The organism is Ignatzschineria indica (assembly GCF_003121925.1).
Taxonomy (GTDB): domain Bacteria; phylum Pseudomonadota; class Gammaproteobacteria; order Cardiobacteriales; family Wohlfahrtiimonadaceae; genus Ignatzschineria; species Ignatzschineria indica.
In genome coordinates, this window is the sequence record NZ_QEWR01000002.1 from 853,674 (window position 1) to 870,420 (window position 16,747).

Annotated in this window: 11 protein-coding genes; 8 read left to right on the forward strand and 3 right to left on the reverse strand. The window is 41.1% G+C overall.

Annotation, left to right across the window (positions count from 1 at the left end; all coding sequences use genetic code 11):
* Positions 1 to 116: 116 nt before the first annotated feature.
* The 4 genes from recC to folD all read left to right on the forward strand — a co-directional run bounded on the left by recC (position 117) and on the right by folD (position 6,461).
* Positions 117 to 3,941 carry an exodeoxyribonuclease V subunit gamma gene (gene recC / locus DC082_RS03860; RefSeq protein ID WP_109235827.1) on the forward strand — a complete coding sequence of 1,275 codons (3,825 nt, stop codon included), beginning with the start codon at positions 117 to 119 and terminating at the stop codon, positions 3,939 to 3,941.
* Positions 3,931 to 4,494, forward strand: coding sequence for a hypothetical protein (locus tag DC082_RS03865; protein WP_109235828.1), 564 nt, complete (start codon positions 3,931 to 3,933; stop codon positions 4,492 to 4,494). The genes recC and DC082_RS03865 overlap by 11 nt, the downstream gene beginning before the upstream one ends.
* A gap of 104 nt (positions 4,495 to 4,598) precedes the next feature.
* Positions 4,599 to 5,456 (forward strand): RNase adapter RapZ, encoded by an 858-nt coding sequence (gene rapZ / locus DC082_RS03870; protein ID WP_109235829.1) that lies wholly within the window; start codon positions 4,599 to 4,601, stop codon positions 5,454 to 5,456.
* 111 nt (positions 5,457 to 5,567) lie between these two features.
* The gene (folD, locus tag DC082_RS03875; protein WP_109235830.1) at positions 5,568 to 6,461 is read left to right on the forward strand and encodes a bifunctional methylenetetrahydrofolate dehydrogenase/methenyltetrahydrofolate cyclohydrolase FolD; all 894 of its coding nucleotides are present in this window, start codon (positions 5,568 to 5,570) and stop codon (positions 6,459 to 6,461) included.
* A 502-nt stretch (positions 6,462 to 6,963) separates the two neighbouring features.
* Here the strand turns inward: folD and DC082_RS03880 are convergent.
* From DC082_RS03880 to DC082_RS03885, 3 genes are all read right to left on the reverse strand, one after another.
* Positions 6,964 to 8,001 carry an amidohydrolase family protein gene (locus DC082_RS03880; protein ID WP_109235831.1) on the reverse strand — a complete coding sequence of 346 codons (1,038 nt, stop codon included), beginning with the start codon at positions 7,999 to 8,001 and terminating at the stop codon, positions 6,964 to 6,966.
* 194 nt (positions 8,002 to 8,195) lie between these two features.
* Positions 8,196 to 8,357 (reverse strand): hypothetical protein, encoded by a 162-nt coding sequence (locus tag DC082_RS10725; RefSeq protein ID WP_157957399.1) that lies wholly within the window; start codon positions 8,355 to 8,357, stop codon positions 8,196 to 8,198.
* A 124-nt stretch (positions 8,358 to 8,481) separates the two neighbouring features.
* Positions 8,482 to 9,354 carry an NAD(+)/NADH kinase gene (locus tag DC082_RS03885; RefSeq protein WP_109235832.1) on the reverse strand — a complete coding sequence of 291 codons (873 nt, stop codon included), beginning with the start codon at positions 9,352 to 9,354 and terminating at the stop codon, positions 8,482 to 8,484.
* A 965-nt stretch (positions 9,355 to 10,319) separates the two neighbouring features.
* Between DC082_RS03885 and DC082_RS03890 the strand changes: the two genes are divergently transcribed.
* The 4 genes from DC082_RS03890 (at position 10,320) to tilS (ending at position 16,728) form a co-directional block, all read left to right on the forward strand.
* The gene (locus DC082_RS03890) at positions 10,320 to 11,738 is read left to right on the forward strand and encodes a sodium:proton antiporter (RefSeq protein ID WP_109235833.1); all 1,419 of its coding nucleotides are present in this window, start codon (positions 10,320 to 10,322) and stop codon (positions 11,736 to 11,738) included.
* A 147-nt stretch (positions 11,739 to 11,885) separates the two neighbouring features.
* On the forward strand, positions 11,886 to 13,106 hold the full coding sequence (locus tag DC082_RS03895) for an aspartate kinase (RefSeq protein WP_109235834.1): 1,221 nt from the start codon (positions 11,886 to 11,888) through the stop codon (positions 13,104 to 13,106).
* Between the two features lie 445 nt (positions 13,107 to 13,551).
* Positions 13,552 to 15,333 carry an autotransporter assembly complex protein TamA gene (locus tag DC082_RS03900; protein ID WP_109235835.1) on the forward strand — a complete coding sequence of 594 codons (1,782 nt, stop codon included), beginning with the start codon at positions 13,552 to 13,554 and terminating at the stop codon, positions 15,331 to 15,333.
* Positions 15,334 to 15,348: 15 nt separating this feature from the next.
* Positions 15,349 to 16,728: a tRNA lysidine(34) synthetase TilS gene (gene tilS, locus DC082_RS03905; RefSeq protein ID WP_109235836.1), complete on the forward strand. Its 1,380-nt coding sequence runs from the start codon at positions 15,349 to 15,351 to the stop codon at positions 16,726 to 16,728.
* The last annotated feature ends 19 nt before the right edge of the window (positions 16,729 to 16,747 follow it).

Genomic DNA, 16,747 nt, shown 5'->3' on the forward strand with positions numbered 1-16,747 from the left:
AGGTTTTACTAACGCTTTATTAAGTATCGATAGCTATCGATAGATAATTAAAGTTTAGTTAAAACTTAGTTAAAATCATCGATTCACTCCAGCGATCATATGGGAGACCTCCTCTTATGAGTTTTCATCTCTACTACTCCAATCATCTCGATACATTGCAATATATTGCCGGCTATATCACAAAGGTCGATCCACAAGATTCCCCTTTTGACCGAGAATATTTTCTTGTACAGAACTTCGGAATGGCGCGGTGGATGCAGATTAAACTCGCCAAACAGCTAGGAATTTTAACGCAAGCGGAATTTCTCCTCCCCTCAAAGATGTTGATCAATCTCTTAGAGCGAATCTTCACCAAAGAGGAACTTGAAGCGCACCCCATAGAGCGCCTCTCAAAAGATGATCTTTTCTGGCCACTTGTGAAAATCTTGCAAGAGATCGTTGAAGATCCGGCAGAAGAGATTCATGAACAATATCAGCCCATACTGCAATATCTTGAAAAGTATCAGCAGCAATCTCCCTCTCACAAGATCCACCCCGATATCAGCATCGATATCAACTTTGAAAATGAGCGTGAAACTCACGAACAAAGCCAATTCGACACCACATCTAAATCCCATCCGCTTAATGATGGCATGAAACGTGCAATACTCCACCTCTCCGCTGAACTTGCCGCTATTTTTGATAAATATATTGTCTATCGTAGTCAATGGATCAATGCTTGGAGTCAAGGGGAACTTGCGCCTCCCTATTTTGATGAGTCACTTCCCCCAGCTCTTGAGAAGTGGCAAGCATCCCTCTTTGAGAGGCTCTACAATAGCTTAGGTAGACCACGTCATTTAGGGATGATGCACCCGCTGATTGAGCAGAAATTGACAGACCCTTCTATCAAAGCTCACCTCCCTAAGCGAATCTTTATTATTGGGCTCAACTCTCTACCGCCCCTCTTCTTAGGGTTAATTGTTCAATTCTCTAAAATGATCGATATCCATCTCTTTTTCAATAATCCCTCCCAATATTACTGGGGAGATCTGATTAAGGGAGAAGCGCCACAATTTAACTACTACAATTTTTTCACTCAACTTCAGAGCCAGATCGACCCACTCTCCCCTCATCTGCCGGTAAGTATCGATCAACTCGATGAACATTGGCAAAATAGCTATGGGCATCCGTTACTCGCTTCATTAGGAAGAGTCGGTCGCGATCATCTCCATCTTTTGCAACAATATGATGGAACCTTAGAGCTCAATGTGACAGAGGCTTTTTCTGAACCGGAGGTGAAACATCTTCTCTCGAAGATACAAAATGAGATCTATCATCTCCGCCCTCTGAAAGAGAGTGAGAAATTCCCTCTTACCCCAGATGATCGTTCTATCCAGCTTCATATTAACTACAGTCCAATGCGCGAGGTAGAAGCGCTCTATAACCAGATTCTCCGGGAGCTCGATCACAATCCTGATCTCTCTTTAGAAGAGATTGTGGTCATGACCCCCAATATTGAAGAGTATGCCCCTTTTATCGATGCTATTTTTGGTAGCGCACCTAAAGAGCGCTATCTACCCTACTCCATCTCCGATATCAGTCTTAAAGAGAGTGATACTATCTTCTCGGCACTTTTGCAGATCCTCACGCTTCCTGAAAGTGCCTTTAAAGCAAGCGACCTCTTAACACTACTCCAGTTGCCGGAGATTATGGAGAAATTCCAATTTTCAGAATCAGATATTGCACTCATTCAATTTTGGATTAGTGATGTCAATATTAAACAGGCCATTGATGGCCTTCATCTAACAGAGGAGTTAGCGCTCCCTTACGATAATCAATTTGAGTGGGATATCAATACTTGGCGCTGGGGGTTACAGCGGATGCTTCTTGGCTACGGTTCAACGCGCACAGCGCTACTTTTTGAACAAGGTGAGCATGGGTTCTATAGCAGAGCAAGTGACCTTAATGATCCTGACTTTCAGACGGCGAATCAAGCGTTGATCCCCTACCCTTATGTTGAAGGGAAAAATGCAGAAATTTTAGGTCGTCTATGCCATCTCATCGACCTTCTTATCGAAACTAGAGATTCTTTGTCCGGCGAAAAAAGAGTTGCCGAGTGGCTTCTTATCTTGCCGGAGATTTGGCAACGATTCTTTACACTCTCAACCACTAATCAAGATAAATTACACTTTACCCAAAAAATTTGGCACAACATCTTATCAGGCGCGCGTGCACTTGATTACTCAACACCACTTCCCCTCAATGCACTCGTTCCTCTTCTTGAACAAAAACTTCTTGAAGAGAAACCGGAGCAGAACTTTATCCAGGGAAAGATCACCTTCTGCTCCTTTATTCCCATGCGAACAATCCCCTTTAAAATGGTCGCTATGATTGGAATGAATCAAGCTGATTTCCCTAAAACAGCCATTCACCATAGCTTTGATCTTATGCAATATCAGAGAATGCGAGGAGATCGCCAACGAAGTAGTGATGACCGCTATCTCTTCTTAGAAGCCATTCTCTCCGCTAAAGAGATTCTCTACCTCAGCTATATCGGTCGCTCAATTCAAGATAATAGTGAATGCTTCCCCTCTCTCTTGATTGATGAGTTGATGCGTTATATCGATCAGATCGCAATCACAGAGAATGGGATATCGCCGACAAAAAATATCACCTTTGAGCATCCTATGGCACCCTATAATGAGGCCCTCTTCAATCCTCAATCTCCTATTCAGAGTTTTCAGAGTGAATGGTCCCTGTCACGTGATATTAAGAGTTTCTACCATGCTCCCTACTCATATCCGATGCTCTTAGAGAGTTACCAGAAATCGCAAGCATTGACACCATTGACTGAGATCTCACTCCACACGCTTATTAAGTTTTATCAAGATCCCACACAATACTTTGCCGAGCATCGTTTAACCATTCCCACCTACAACAGTAGAGCGAATAATATTGAAGATGATGAGATCTTCGCTATCCAAAATCATCTAGAACTCTATCAATTCAATCGTCGTGTCACAAATGATCTCCTACGTGAGGCGCTCTATCGGCCTCAAAATAGTGGTGCTTTGGATACCGACTTCCTTTTTCAAATGGAACAGAGTCTCTCCACTAACGATACCAGATCATCGGGATCCTTAACTCAATCTCCCTCAACTCAATCTTTAGCAACTTTTGCCAAACAGCTCTTTAAGCGCTACCGACTAGAAGGATCACTTCCCAAATTTGCTTATGGCGATCTACTTTGGGAGGAGAAACAGACACTTCCCCTACTGCTTGCTTCCAAGTTACTGAGTGTACAATATCCTTATGGACAATGGCGTAGTGAGCGCTATCAAAGAGGAATTACCCTCTATGGCCAACTTCCAGAATTAACCCCCGATGGACTTCTTATTATGTGGGATGTCGGTGAATTTAATGAACGACGTAAAATTGCAGCGGCCATTACTAATCTCTTTTTCCATGCCACAAAAGAGTGCGATCGCCTCCATGAAAATCTCCTCTACTTCTCTAGAAAAGGGGATCTGATTGAAGAGCATCCGCTTCCCTACTATCCTCAAGCAGATGCTGCAAAACTTCTCAACCATCTCATTGATGGCTTTCTCTATGGAGTTAGTGCGCCAATTCCCTACTACTATACTCAAGACTATAAGCCGGCATTCTCCCACCCATCATTTACCGAGATGCTTGAAGCATTACAAGCTGATCTCCCCCATCTCTTGACCGAAGAGATCGAGAGCAATGAGCTCGCCCAAACCTTTGTAACACTTCTTCAAGATGAGCATTACATCAACTCACTCCCCACCGCTACCAGAAACCTCTTAAATAGGGTAAAATCATCATTCACGATTCAATCATCCTTTGAGCGCCTATTTCCCGATAACGGAGCGAAAGAGATGCTCGCTTTCTTTCTTTTCTATTACCACTATCTTCGTGAGTTAGTCACCTATGAATCCTGATCAGCAGCTACTAAAAGAGACACAACATCCCACATCAAAATATGATTACGATGGGATCACCGGTGTTTGGCTTCTTATTCCCCCCAAATTTCATCTACTTATTTTAGCCGTTCTTCTCCCCCTTATTTTATGGGTCTTTCCCCATATCAATTTTAAAGGGAACTTTCGTTATATCTTTGCTGACTACCGCTACTATTTAGCTGGGGGAATCTCACTCTTTTTCATCGCCTCGGCACTTCTTAGCATTATGAAGGCAAAACAGGTCGGTGGAAAAGTACGCCCGACAAGTAATGTCGGCGCCCAAGTCATTCCTAAAAAAGTGACCTCTAAAAAGGGAAATAGTACCTCCAAAAGTGGGGGAAAGAGTCGATCTAACCCCACGTTAAGCGTTAAAAGTAGAAGAACTACTCCGGCAAAGATAACAGCGAGTCCTTCTCAAAAGAGTCAAGTCTCCCCTAAAGAGAATGTTGCTACCGGAAGAAAACGGAGAGTGACACTGAAAAAGAGTAGTGATGAGGTTAAAAAACCATCTAAAAGAGAAAGAACAGAGTAAGATCGCCATTGATCACGAATCTATTGATCCATCTTATCACTGATACCTTTAACTATTGATTACCCAATATTACGATGATTACGACGATAGGAGTCGACCCTATAATGCAAAAAATGATTATTATTAGCGGACTATCGGGATCAGGAAAATCGATTGCGCTACAGACCTTAGAAGATGAAGGTTTTTTCTGTATCGATAATCTACCCATTACCTTTATCCCTCGCTTTTTAGAAGAGATTCAACAGAAGAATAATATCCGTAAACTCGCTATCGGCGTTGATGCTCGTAGTTTTCCAGAAGATCTCACCGAGGCAGAAGCTATTCTCGCTCTTATTGAGCAAAAAACAGCTGTCAGACCTCATATCCTCTTTCTAGAGACCAGTGATGAGATACTCATTAAGCGTTATAGCCATACACGCAGAAGACATCCTTTAACCACTTCCCAGATGACGTTAATTGAAGCGATTACCAATGAGCGGGAGCTACTCTCTCCGCTTCGCGCGCAAGCTGATATTATCATCGATACCTCTCTTCTCAATGTCCATGAGCTCCGCGCTATTCTTACAGATCAGCTCTTAGATAAGTCGCAAAAAAAGCTCTCTATCTCCATTGTCTCATTTGGCTACCGAAATGGTATTCCACTCGATGCTGATTTTGTCTTCGATGCCAGAATGTTAACCAATCCGCACTGGGTACCGATACTTCGAGAATATACGGGGCTTGATCGGGAGATCGTCGATTTTTTTGCAAAAACCGATGATATTCAAGCTTTCTACCAAGATATTGAAGACTTTATCTTAAAATGGTTGCCGGCATTTAAACAAGGAACTCGTTCCTATCTCACCATTGCGATTGGTTGCACCGGAGGGAAACATCGCTCAGTCTATCTAGCACAAAGGCTCTTTGAGAAATTACAAGAAAATGATCATGTCCTTGTAAAACATCGCGAAATCAATGGATAACAACTGACTTGCAGATGACTTGCAGATGACCTATATCCAATAGAAAATTTATCAAAAGCACCACACTCTTGACTACCTTTTCATATCATCCATTACAAGAAGGAATTGAACATGTCGCAACAAGCACAACTTATTGATGGAAAAGCATTTGCTGCTAATCTTCGTCAAACGATCGCCGAGCAGACAAAAGCAATCGAAGCACAACACAATATTCGCCCAGGTTTAGCCGTCATTCTGGTCGGTGAAGATCCTGCAAGTCAGGTTTATGTGCGCAATAAAGAGAAGTTCGCCTTAGAGTGCGGTTTCAAATCTGAAACTTTTCGCCTTCCTGCTGAAACAACACAAGAAGAGCTCCTCACTTTGATTCAAAATCTTAACGAAGATCAGAGTATTCATGGCATTCTTGTCCAACTTCCACTACCAAAAAACCTCAATGAGGAGGAGATTCTTAATAGTATCAATCCCCTCAAAGATGTTGATGGATTCCACCCTATGAATATCGGCCAACTCTCAATTGGTCAGCCCTATCTTATTCCCTGCACCCCTTTAGGATCGCTTCTTCTCTTACAAGATAAACTTGGAAAAGATCTTTCCGGCAAACATGCCGTTATTGTTGGGCGCTCTAATATTGTTGGAAAGCCGATGATGCAACTTCTCCTCTCACAAAACTGTACTGTCACTATTGCGCACTCCCGCACGAAAGATGTCGCTGCGCTCTGCCGTGAAGCTGATATCGTTGTTGCGGCTGTTGGCGTTCCTAAATTGATCAAAGGCGATTGGATTAAAAAGGGAGCGACCGTCATCGATGTAGGGATCAATCGTATCGAAGAGAATGGAAAAACACGCCTCGTAGGAGATGTTGATTTTGATGAAGCAATCAAAAATGCCGCTTTTATCACCCCCGTTCCCGGCGGCGTTGGTCCTATGACAATTGCCTGTTTGTTGCGTAACACATTAACAGCAATGTGCCTGCAAAATAAGATCGAAGATCCTAACAAGCTCTAATCTACAACCCAAAAATGCTATAAACTTAAGAATCATATTAAAGATTAAAGCTTAAAGTTATTAAAGCTTAAAGTTTAGTGTCTGGAATTAGCATTCAAATGAGAGTTCAAATTAGAATAAGATAAATATCAAAACCTCTCCTATATCCCTCAACTCCATCTTGTAATAAAGGCGGAGTATCGATATAGAGAGGTTTTTTATCGTCTCTACTATTATGACTCACCCGCCTACACTTCCCCTCACCTACACCTCTTATGGAGATGCAGCTGATGAGGGGATAAAATCGTAATATCCTACAACTCTTTAGCTTCACTTTTTTAGGAGATAAAAAAATCCATAACAGCAGGATGAGCCACTGTTATGGAGAATGCGTTGCGATTTACTCAATCGCATCAGCTGAATGGAGAAGGCCTGTGATGACATGCCTTCCTATCCGATTTAAATCGGTATTGTTGTTATAACGATATTAAAAAAAGTGATATTCAGATTGATGCTCTACTGATTAAACACGCGCATAAGGTTCTAAACCTAGTGCCATACGACCATTCTTAGTTGCGATATTGATCGCCTCTTCAAGATCAGTGTAACGACAACCTGTAATCAAAAGTTTTAACTCTTCCCACATATCGCCATCACTAAATGGCAACATGTAATCAGCGATATTATCTGTTCCAACCGCAACTGGAATACCTGCTTTTGCTAACTCATCTGCCGGGGTAATCGCATTACGCGTCGGTCCATGATCTTCACGTCGTGGGCTATCGATCCAAGCAAAAGGACAAGCGATCACCATCATTTTTGCCTCTAACATCTTTTTATAGAGCATTTGACGATACGCTTCATCATGTGCGGTAATGGAGATACTATGAATGGCGACGACACGCCCTTCCATTCCATGCTCGATCGTCTTATCGGCGACTAATTCTGTCTCTTTCTCCTCTTTGGAGTTGAATTGATCCACATGCACATGAACCATCTTTCCTTGAGATTTTGCCGTCTGTAATAAAACATCCATATGAACAGCATCCATCCCTTCACCATGGTCTCGCAGATCTCGACGAGGTAAACCACCAATAATATCAACCTTATCAGCCCCTTTATCGAACCAGTAGCGAGCCTCTTTATCAATAACACCTTTTAAAGTCTGATTGATCAGCTTGATCGTAACATCCCCTTCATAATTCTTTCTTGCACGAAGTGCTGCATTAATCGCTCGCTCTTCCACGATGGGGTCAACATCGATAAAACTTCCGACAGCAGTAACGCCCTGCTCAATCATCCGCTCAATCCCCATGGAGAATTGACGATAATAATCCTCTTCAGTCATGCTGGACTTAATACGATCTAAGGTATCCCATTTTTCGATTAAAGTTTGTGTCTGGTAGACTTCAAACCCTTCATAATCGATAGTAAAAGCACGATCTCCATGCATATGAGCATTCACCCAACCACCATTTTCACGAATACTATTTAATAGATACGCCTTTAAGCTTCTTGTATCTGTATAAATGCGATGCTCTTTTGCCACTAATGTTGTCATGAAAATCTCCTTTCCTAAATGTTCTATAAAATTAGCAATAGCTACTCTTCTCTTCACAAGCAGCCACGGCAATATGGTCTCGGCCGTTATGACGCTCTATCTCATCACCCGATTGAAGCTGATTCTTACTCTTTCAAGCTTCTTCACGCTTTTCTCAAGGCGAAAAAAAACCTCCATTGAAATAACGGAGGTTTTTAACAATTATTTTGAAGAATGGTTTTAAGATCGATGAAGCTACTATTAATAAAATTGAATGAATTGCGTGGATTAAAAGGATTTAATGGAATAGAGATATGTGCGATCTGCACCATTCCGACCTCTGCCCAGTTATCCATTCGTCGCTTCATTAGCTTCATTGCCTTCCTCAAATTCATCTTCGTTTAAACAAACGAGTACATTCTAAGGGGTAAAAAAATAAAAGCAATCTTTTTTATAAACTTCTGCAGCAACTTCCTAGCAACTACTTACAAAAAAAACGCATTAACGCCGGATATTAGGATGATCACCCCAATTGAGCTTTTCCCTTAAAATGGAGAAGTAATGATAGTTTTTAGAATGAAGGAGCGTCAAAGGATGAGAGGAGGGTTCGATCGTCAATCGCTCTCCATCAGAGAGGGATAAAAGCTCTTGTCCATCACAAGTGACATGAACATCCTCTCTCTCTCGATCACTCGTTACAACTTCAATTTCACAATCTGCCGGAATCACTAAAGGTCTATGGCTAAATGTATGGGGACAGATCGGCGATATAATAATCGCCGGCAATGTGGGGTACATAATCGGTCCGCCGGTAGAGAGTGAGTAGGCAGTAGAACCTGTTGGCGTGGCGATAATCAATCCATCTGCACGATAAGTTGAAAGATAACGTTGATTAACATAAACATCGATCTCAATTAAACGTGAAAGCTCCGTTTTATGAATTACAACATCATTCATGGCATAAGATCTTAACTGTTGATCGATCGAAGCCTTTAATAAAAAGCGCTCTTCATAAATGACATCACCTTCAAGAATCGCTCGAAGATGAGTATGAAGCATCTGTTGATCAATATCCGTTAAAAAACCTAATCGACCCAAATTAACACCTAAAACAGGAATATTGAGTTGATGCACCTTACGGGCAATTCCTAAAAAAGTCCCATCACCACCAAACGCGATAATCAGATCACAAGTGGCAATCTCTTTAATCAATGCCGGCGGATAGTTGAGACTATTGCGATACTCAACATTATTGACCTCGATGGTTGTCGCACCGCACGACTCAATCACCGCTTTTGTTCGTTGAACCGCTTTTTGGATCTCATCAGACTCTCGATTACTGAGGATTAAGGCGATTTTTTGAAATTTTCTCATATTTTGTGCTATTGTAATTTTATTTGATATTGAATTAATTATAGGGTTTATAGCATAGCATGATCGCTTATTCACTCTTAAGCTACAAATATATCTTACAAAGATATCTATATATCTATTTAAGGTATATCTATCTAAGGCTAGAAATCCTCACTATCAAAAAAGATAGGCACTAGTTTAATTCTATTCCAGAATTAACTCACTACCTCACTCAAAACAGTTGCGATCTACTCATACCAGAGTGGATCAGTCCTCTATTTTCAGTAAGTTAGTGAAGAATGGTCGCTTATCGATAAAACCAAAACCTATCTAAACTTCAGAGGTGTTTGGATAACCGATCTTATAAAACAGATTTTTAACCCCATTTTCAACCCCACTTTTAACTTAAGAAATAGTTATATGAGTCAAAGGATTAAAGGGTGTTGCGGTCTACATCTATTTTTACTGCAATATCACTAATATCCTTACTCAAAATCAGATAATCACGGCAATCAACAATATGCTCAAAAGCTTGCCTCATTACTCCTAATCCATATGGTAGAGATTTAAAAATTGAGAGATCATCATTAAAACATAGAGATCAAACATCGATACTACAAAATGACTACTTAGACAATACCGAAAAGAGCTATCGAATAACACGATCAATATGGCAAAAATAGAAGAGATCTCACAAACAGATCTAACAAAATAAGGAGCAAGGATAAAATGAACAACAAGAGATCTACTCTCTCCAAAGTTTTCGGATTGAGATAAAAATTGAGATGAGAGTTGAGAGGGCGATTGGATTATCGATTGAAAGCACTCTCGGCAGAGGTGCTGATAAAGTTAGCAAAATGACGCGATTATCACTTTTTTAATGAAGTTAGGGATATAATTTAGGGATTAGAGATCATTACAAGATCATATCAATAAACGTATGAGCAGAAGTTCTCATCAACTACGCAATTATAATCGGAGGTAAAATGCGTAAAGCCCTTTTCTTTCTACTTATGAGCATGCTCCCCGGCATCGCTTTAGCGGGAGGCGAGCTCTCTTTTGATGGCCCAAGTCTCTCTCCTCTTTGGTCCATTCCCTTTATTGGGATTATTCTCTCCATCGCAGTTCTCCCCCTCTTTGCCCCGAAATTATGGGACCATCATTACGGGAAAATTGTCTTTGGCTGGACCCTCCTCTTCTTTATTCCGCTGTTAGTTACCTATGATATGAGTATTACAGCGAATATTTTTACCCATGCATTAGTCGAAGAGTATATTCCCTTTATCCTCTTGCTCCTTGTACTCTTTGCGGCATCGGGGGGTATTCATATCTCCGGCAATTTAGTAGCGAGCCCGAAATTTAACGTTTCGATCTTAGCTATTGGTACCGTTTTAGCATCAGTGATGGGAACAACGGGTGCTGCGATGTTACTCATTCGCCCTATCCTCTCAGCGAATAGAAATCGTAAGCATCGCATGCATATTCCGATCTTCTTTATCTTCCTTGTTGCGAATATCGGAGGAGGGTTAACGCCACTTGGAGATCCACCGCTCTTCTTAGGTTTCTTAAATGGGGTTGATTTCTTCTGGACATTGCAACATATGTTCTTCCCTGTTCTAATCTTCTCACTTATTTTGCTAGGTCTTTTCTATCTGATTGATAGCTACTATTTCAAAAAAGAGAAGATCGCGCCTTCAGATGAGAAGACGACTGTCGTTATTGTTGGAAAGCAGAACTTTTTGATCATCTTAGGGGTTCTTGTCGGTATTATTATCTCCGGCATCTGGATTCCTGGCATCTCATGGGAGATCTTTGGGGTTGAAGTACATCTAGAGAATGTTCTTCGTGATCTCTTCTTTATCTTCTTAACGATTGTCTCTCTGAAAATCACCTCAGACAAAGTTCGCAAAGATAACAACTTCAATTGGCATCCGATTATTGAAGTCGCCAAAATCTTTGCCGGTATCTTCTTAACGATTGTTCCTGTTATTACCATTTTAGAAGCAGGTAAAAATGGTGCATTTGGTTCAGTGGTAGATATTACCCATACCAGTGATGGTGAGCCGATTAATGTGATCTACTTCTGGGTAACAACTGTATTATCTGCATTCTTAGATAATGCTCCGACCTATCTCGTCTTCTTCAAGATGGCAGGCGCTCAAGCCCCTGAAGGTGTCGCTGCTGCTGACTTCTTAATGAATGGCATTCCGGCGACCTTACTTGCTATCTCGATGGGTACCGTATTTACAGGACCATTAACCTATATCGGTAATGCGCCTAACTTTATGGTTAAATCGATGGCAGAACAGGAAGGTATTAAAATGCCTTCATTCTTCGGATACTTCTTTATCGCAATAATTGTTTTAGTTCCGATCTATATTCTGCTCAATTTCATCTTCCTCTAATAGTGGATTAATCCCCATTAGAAGTTGTGAGATTTATCGAAAAAGCGCTAGATTTTCTAGCGCTTTCTTGTAATATTTATAGGTCGATCTCTTAATCGTATCGTCCTCTAATCACCGTACTTATAACAATAAGGCAGGATAAAATAAATGACTCTGTTAGTACAAAAATATGGCGGCAGCTCAGTGGCAAATATTGAACGCATTCAGAATGTTGCCCGCCGTATTCAAAAACATCATAACGAAGGCCACCAAATGGTTGTTGTTCTCTCGGCGATGTCCGGAGAGACCGATCGACTTTTAGAGTTAGCGCATGCAATTACCAAACGCCCTAACCCAAGAGAGATGGATGCGCTTGTTTCAACAGGTGAGCAAGTGAGTATCTCTCTCCTCTCTATTGCACTTGAAGCGATGGGAATTAAGGCAAAATCATACAATGGTGATCAAGCTCGAATCCTAACAGACCAAGCACATACCAAAGCACGTATTAAAAATATCGATACCTCAGCGATCGAAGCTGATCTTGCTGCTGGATATGTTGTGGTTGTTGCAGGATTCCAAGGAGTCACTGAAGATGGCTCTGTAACCACTTTAGGTCGTGGTGGCTCAGATACGACAGCCGTTGCACTTGCCGCTAGTCTAAAAGCGACCGAGTGCCAAATCTTTACCGATGTTGATGGTGTCTATACCACCGATCCACGTATTGAGCCTAAAGCGAAAAAATTAGATAAAATCGCTTTTGAAGAGATGTTAGAGCTCTCTAGTTTAGGCTCAAAAGTGTTGCAAATTCGCTCTGTTGAGCTTGCCGCTAAAAACAAAGTTCCTATTCGCGTACTCTCCTCTTTAGCTGAAGGAGGCGAGGGAACACTTATTACTACAGAAAAGGATATTGACATGGAAGCAGCCATTATCTCAGGTGTTGCAACGAGTAAGAATGAAGCAAAAATTACAGTTTTAGGGGTTCCTGATCAACCTGGAATTGCATTTAATATTCTCGAGCAGATTAGTGACGCTAATATTGAGGTCGATATGATTGTGCAAAATATCTCTCAAGATGGCACAACTGATTTTACCTTCACTATCAATGAAGTGGATTTTGATAAAGCACTTGAAATTACAGAAAGATCCGCAAAAGAGATGGGGGCACGTAAAGTTCTTGGCGACAAAGATATCGTTAAAGTCTCTCTTGTTGGCTTAGGAATGCGTTCTCATGCCGGTGTTGCAAGTCTCATGTTTAAAACACTTGCTAATGAAAAGATTAATATCAAAATGATCTCTACCTCAGAAATTAAGGTTTCTGTAGTGATTGATAGTAAATATCATGAGTTAGCTGTCAGAGCGCTTCATGAGGCATTCAAGTTAGACGAATAACACAAATAGCGAAAGCCCCATCACTCTCACAGATCCCCCTAATAATAGAGTTAATGGAGATAATAAAGTAGTACTATTGTAAGTAGTACCATTGCGATCCCTCAATGAGATTCTTTCAAGAGTTGCCGTTTGCGGTTATACTTTAAAGAGTCTCTTTGGGGGATACTGCTTTTATCACAAGAAAACCTTAATGAGATAATCAACTGATACTGACACTGATAATGACAGACAATCAATACAACTGATAATTGCAACCGATAATTGACAATCGAAAACTTACCATCAAATTCAAGTATTGATCTTTACCATTAATCTTTACTATTGAACCTTAGAGTCGATCTTTAAAATCAGTTTTTAAAATCGATCTTTACAATTAATTTTTATCACGGATCTTAAATCTTAAGATTCACACTATGACACTTAAGAGTTATAGCGACGCTATTTTATGAAAAAAACAAAACTGTTTGCTCTTCTTCTCTGCCTCTTCTCCCTCTCGACGCTCGCCTTTGCCGAGCGAAAAATGGTGGTGAAAATAGAGGGAATTGATAATAAAAAGGCATTAACGAATGCTCAAAATGCCACGGCTATATATGCCCTTAATGATAAAGATGCGCCCCCTGATCTTCGTATCGAATGGCTCTATCAGGAAGGAATTAATCAAATTGCAGATGCCCTGCAACCTTATGGCTACTATCGAGCAAAGATTGATGCTGATCTGATTTATCAAAAAGATCAGGTCACGGTCACGTACCATGTCAATCCAGGTCCACAAATCCCCATCGGCTCTCTTATACTCGAAGTAACAGATCTCGACAAGATCAAAGAGCGCGATACGCCCGAAGCTAAAAAAGAGTATCAAGCTTTTGAAAAGATTATTACTGGAACCAAAATGAAGGTAGGGGCCCCCCTGAACCATACGCAGTATGAATCGACCAAGAGTAAGCTCTCAGAAAAAGCATCAGCCCTTGGCTATTTTGATGCTTACTATCCTCATCATCAATTATTGGTAAATCTTATCACCTATCAAGCAGATATAGATCTTGTGATGGCTTTAGGTCCTCGCTACCATTTTGGTCATACCACATTTCATCAGGAATATTTTGCGACGGAATTTTTAGATCGTTTTCTCCATAATATGCGCTCACAAAATGATTATAGCGATCAAAAATTGGTTCAACTGCAATCGACATTTAATGAGTCAGATTATTTTGAAGATGTAGTCATTGTGCCACGTACAAATTTTGAGACAAAAGAGGTTCCGCTCGATATCTATCTTCGTCCACGAAAACAGCGTACACTCTCACTCGGTGTCGGTTACTCTTCCGATATCGGTCTAAAAGCGATGGCAGGACTCAATTGGCACTATATCAATCGTTATGGACATAAACTCTTTACCAATCTTCTCTGGGCACAAAAGAGACGTGATGCAATGATCAACTATCAGATCCCAGGAAGTCATCCCGTACAAGACCGCTATAACATCTTCTTCAACTACAATTTTGAAGATACCTCCACAAAAGATTACACCACCTATCTTGTGGGAGGCTCTAAAGAGCGAGTACGAGATCAATATATGTATGGCTTCTCCCTCCATTATCAATATGACCGTTTTAGAGATATTGAAGGAGTACGCCAAAATAGCAAGCTCTTAATCCCCACAATCTATGGTGAGTGGAAAAGCTCTCCCAATCTCCCTTTTGATCAATTTGGTTTTAAAATTGAAGGTCGCGTAAGAGGAGCTGTCAAAAATGTTGCCGCTGATATGAGCTTTTTACAGACAAGTGCTATTTTGCACACCTATCTACCAATCACTGATACCGATCGTTTTGTTTTAAGAGCCGGTGCCGGTTATACCAAGATTCGCGACAAGGATCTACGTAAACTACCACCGAGCCTTCGATTCTATACCGGCGGTGATAACACTGTTCGAGGCTATAAATATGATGGTATTGGTGAGAAAGGTTATAACGGCGATATCTATGGTGGAAAAAAGATGGTCCTAGCGAGTGTCGAATATGAGCATAAAATCACGCCAAGCTTTGCAATTGTCGGCTTTGTAGATGCCGGTGATGCTTATAATGATAAGGTCAATCTAAAATATGGTGCCGGAACCGGTATTCGCTGGTATTCCCCGATTGGTGCTGTTCGACTCGATATTGCTCATGGTTTTAATAAAGAGTTTGGCGAAACCGTTAAACTTCACCTCAATATTGGCACGGATCTATAAGTGGAGAGTGATTAAATGCAAAAGCAGAGTCCCCTACCAAAATGGTATTTTGATATCTTCAACCGCTATCGGGAGAGACTTCAACAGAAAGAGGCTCTCTACTTAGCCCTCAGTGCCGGTGTTGACTCCAATACCCTACTCCATTGGCTCTATACATTTAGAGAGGAACTTCCCCCGATCTATACAATTCATGTTAATCATAACTGGCATGATAATTACTCCCATCTTTGGGCAAACTTTGCGCGCCAACGTGCCGAGTTTTATGGTTTTACCCATTACCACTATGAAGCTTTTTTTGATTTAGAAGAGATGTCGGGGCTCGAAGCTGCAGGGAGAGAGATGCGCTATATTAAATTTGCAGAGACAATGCAACCTAACTCCCTTCTCTGTGTTGCCCACCATCGCTCTGATCAAGCAGAAACATTGATACAACGACTTCTTCGAAGTTCAGGCACAAGAGGCCTTGGTGCTATGCGAGATTTTAATACCGTTCGCTTTGGTGCTTACGATATCGATCTTTTCCGCCCTTTTCTCTCTATCTCTAAAAAGACGCTTTATGAAACGGCAATTGCACTCAATCTCCCCTGGTTAGAAGATTACACAAATCACGAGGCTGATGATATGGAGCGCAATATTATCCGAAATGATCTCTTCAAGCGGATGGAGACTTCCTTTCCACAATATGAAGAAGCGTTCTATCAAGTTACACAATTTATGCAAGAGGCGGATGATCTCCTCTTAGAACTTGCGATGCTTGATCTTGAAAAAATCGCTCAAAAAAAGGAAATAGAGACAGATAGAGCAGAAGGAGATTTAGAAAGAGTTGCTCCTCAGCTACACCTCCCCTCTCTAAAAAAACTGAGCCTTGCACGGCAAAAAAATCTACTACAGGCTTGGATTCGTCCCTATAATCTTATCTTCTCACAACGCCAGCTTACTGAATTTATAAGAGTCTTTCTTGACGGAGCCCCAACCCATCAAACTCGTTTTGAGCTCGATCCTTACGTCATACTCTATTTCCAAGATTACCTCTATCTAGAAGAGAAATCAGAGGTCTTATCCTCCTTTAAATCCTTTCAACTCACTCCTAGTAGCAATGCGCCGAGCCGCCATTTTTGGCAACAATTTTCAGCTGATGATCTTCTACTCGTTAAACGACAAGGTGGTGAGCGCTTTCACCCGCTCTATCGGGAGCGCAGTCAACAATTAAAAAAATTACTACAAGAGGCAAAAATTCCTGTTTGGGAACGAGATAACTGTTGGTTGCTTAAAGAGCGAAAAAGCGGAGAGATTTTATGGATTAATCATCTCGGTTTTGCTAAATCCTTAGAAAGTGAGATTGAAGGAGAGGGGTTAGCGCCGGCATTAATTCCTGCAGTATCCAACGCTAACTAGAGATAATAGAGATGCAGTA

What these genes read in the sequence shown, in the direction of transcription:
- folD (WP_109235830.1), top strand. Translation starts at nt 5,568, where the DNA reads ATGTCGCAACAAGCACAACTTATTGATGGAAAAGCATTTGCTGCTAAT.
- DC082_RS03895 (WP_109235834.1), top strand. Translation starts at nt 11,886, where the DNA reads ATGACTCTGTTAGTACAAAAATATGGCGGCAGCTCAGTGGCAAATATT.
- recC (WP_109235827.1), top strand. Translation starts at nt 117, where the DNA reads ATGAGTTTTCATCTCTACTACTCCAATCATCTCGATACATTGCAATAT.
- DC082_RS03865 (WP_109235828.1), top strand. Translation starts at nt 3,931, where the DNA reads ATGAATCCTGATCAGCAGCTACTAAAAGAGACACAACATCCCACATCA.
- rapZ (WP_109235829.1), top strand. Translation starts at nt 4,599, where the DNA reads ATGCAAAAAATGATTATTATTAGCGGACTATCGGGATCAGGAAAATCG.
- DC082_RS03890 (WP_109235833.1), top strand. Translation starts at nt 10,320, where the DNA reads ATGCGTAAAGCCCTTTTCTTTCTACTTATGAGCATGCTCCCCGGCATC.
- tilS (WP_109235836.1), top strand. Translation starts at nt 15,349, where the DNA reads ATGCAAAAGCAGAGTCCCCTACCAAAATGGTATTTTGATATCTTCAAC.
- DC082_RS03885 (WP_109235832.1), bottom strand. Translation starts at nt 9,354, where the DNA reads ATGAGAAAATTTCAAAAAATCGCCTTAATCCTCAGTAATCGAGAGTCT.
- DC082_RS03900 (WP_109235835.1), top strand. Translation starts at nt 13,552, where the DNA reads ATGAAAAAAACAAAACTGTTTGCTCTTCTTCTCTGCCTCTTCTCCCTC.
- DC082_RS03880 (WP_109235831.1), bottom strand. Translation starts at nt 8,001, where the DNA reads ATGACAACATTAGTGGCAAAAGAGCATCGCATTTATACAGATACAAGA.
- DC082_RS10725 (WP_157957399.1), bottom strand. Translation starts at nt 8,357, where the DNA reads ATGAAGCTAATGAAGCGACGAATGGATAACTGGGCAGAGGTCGGAATG.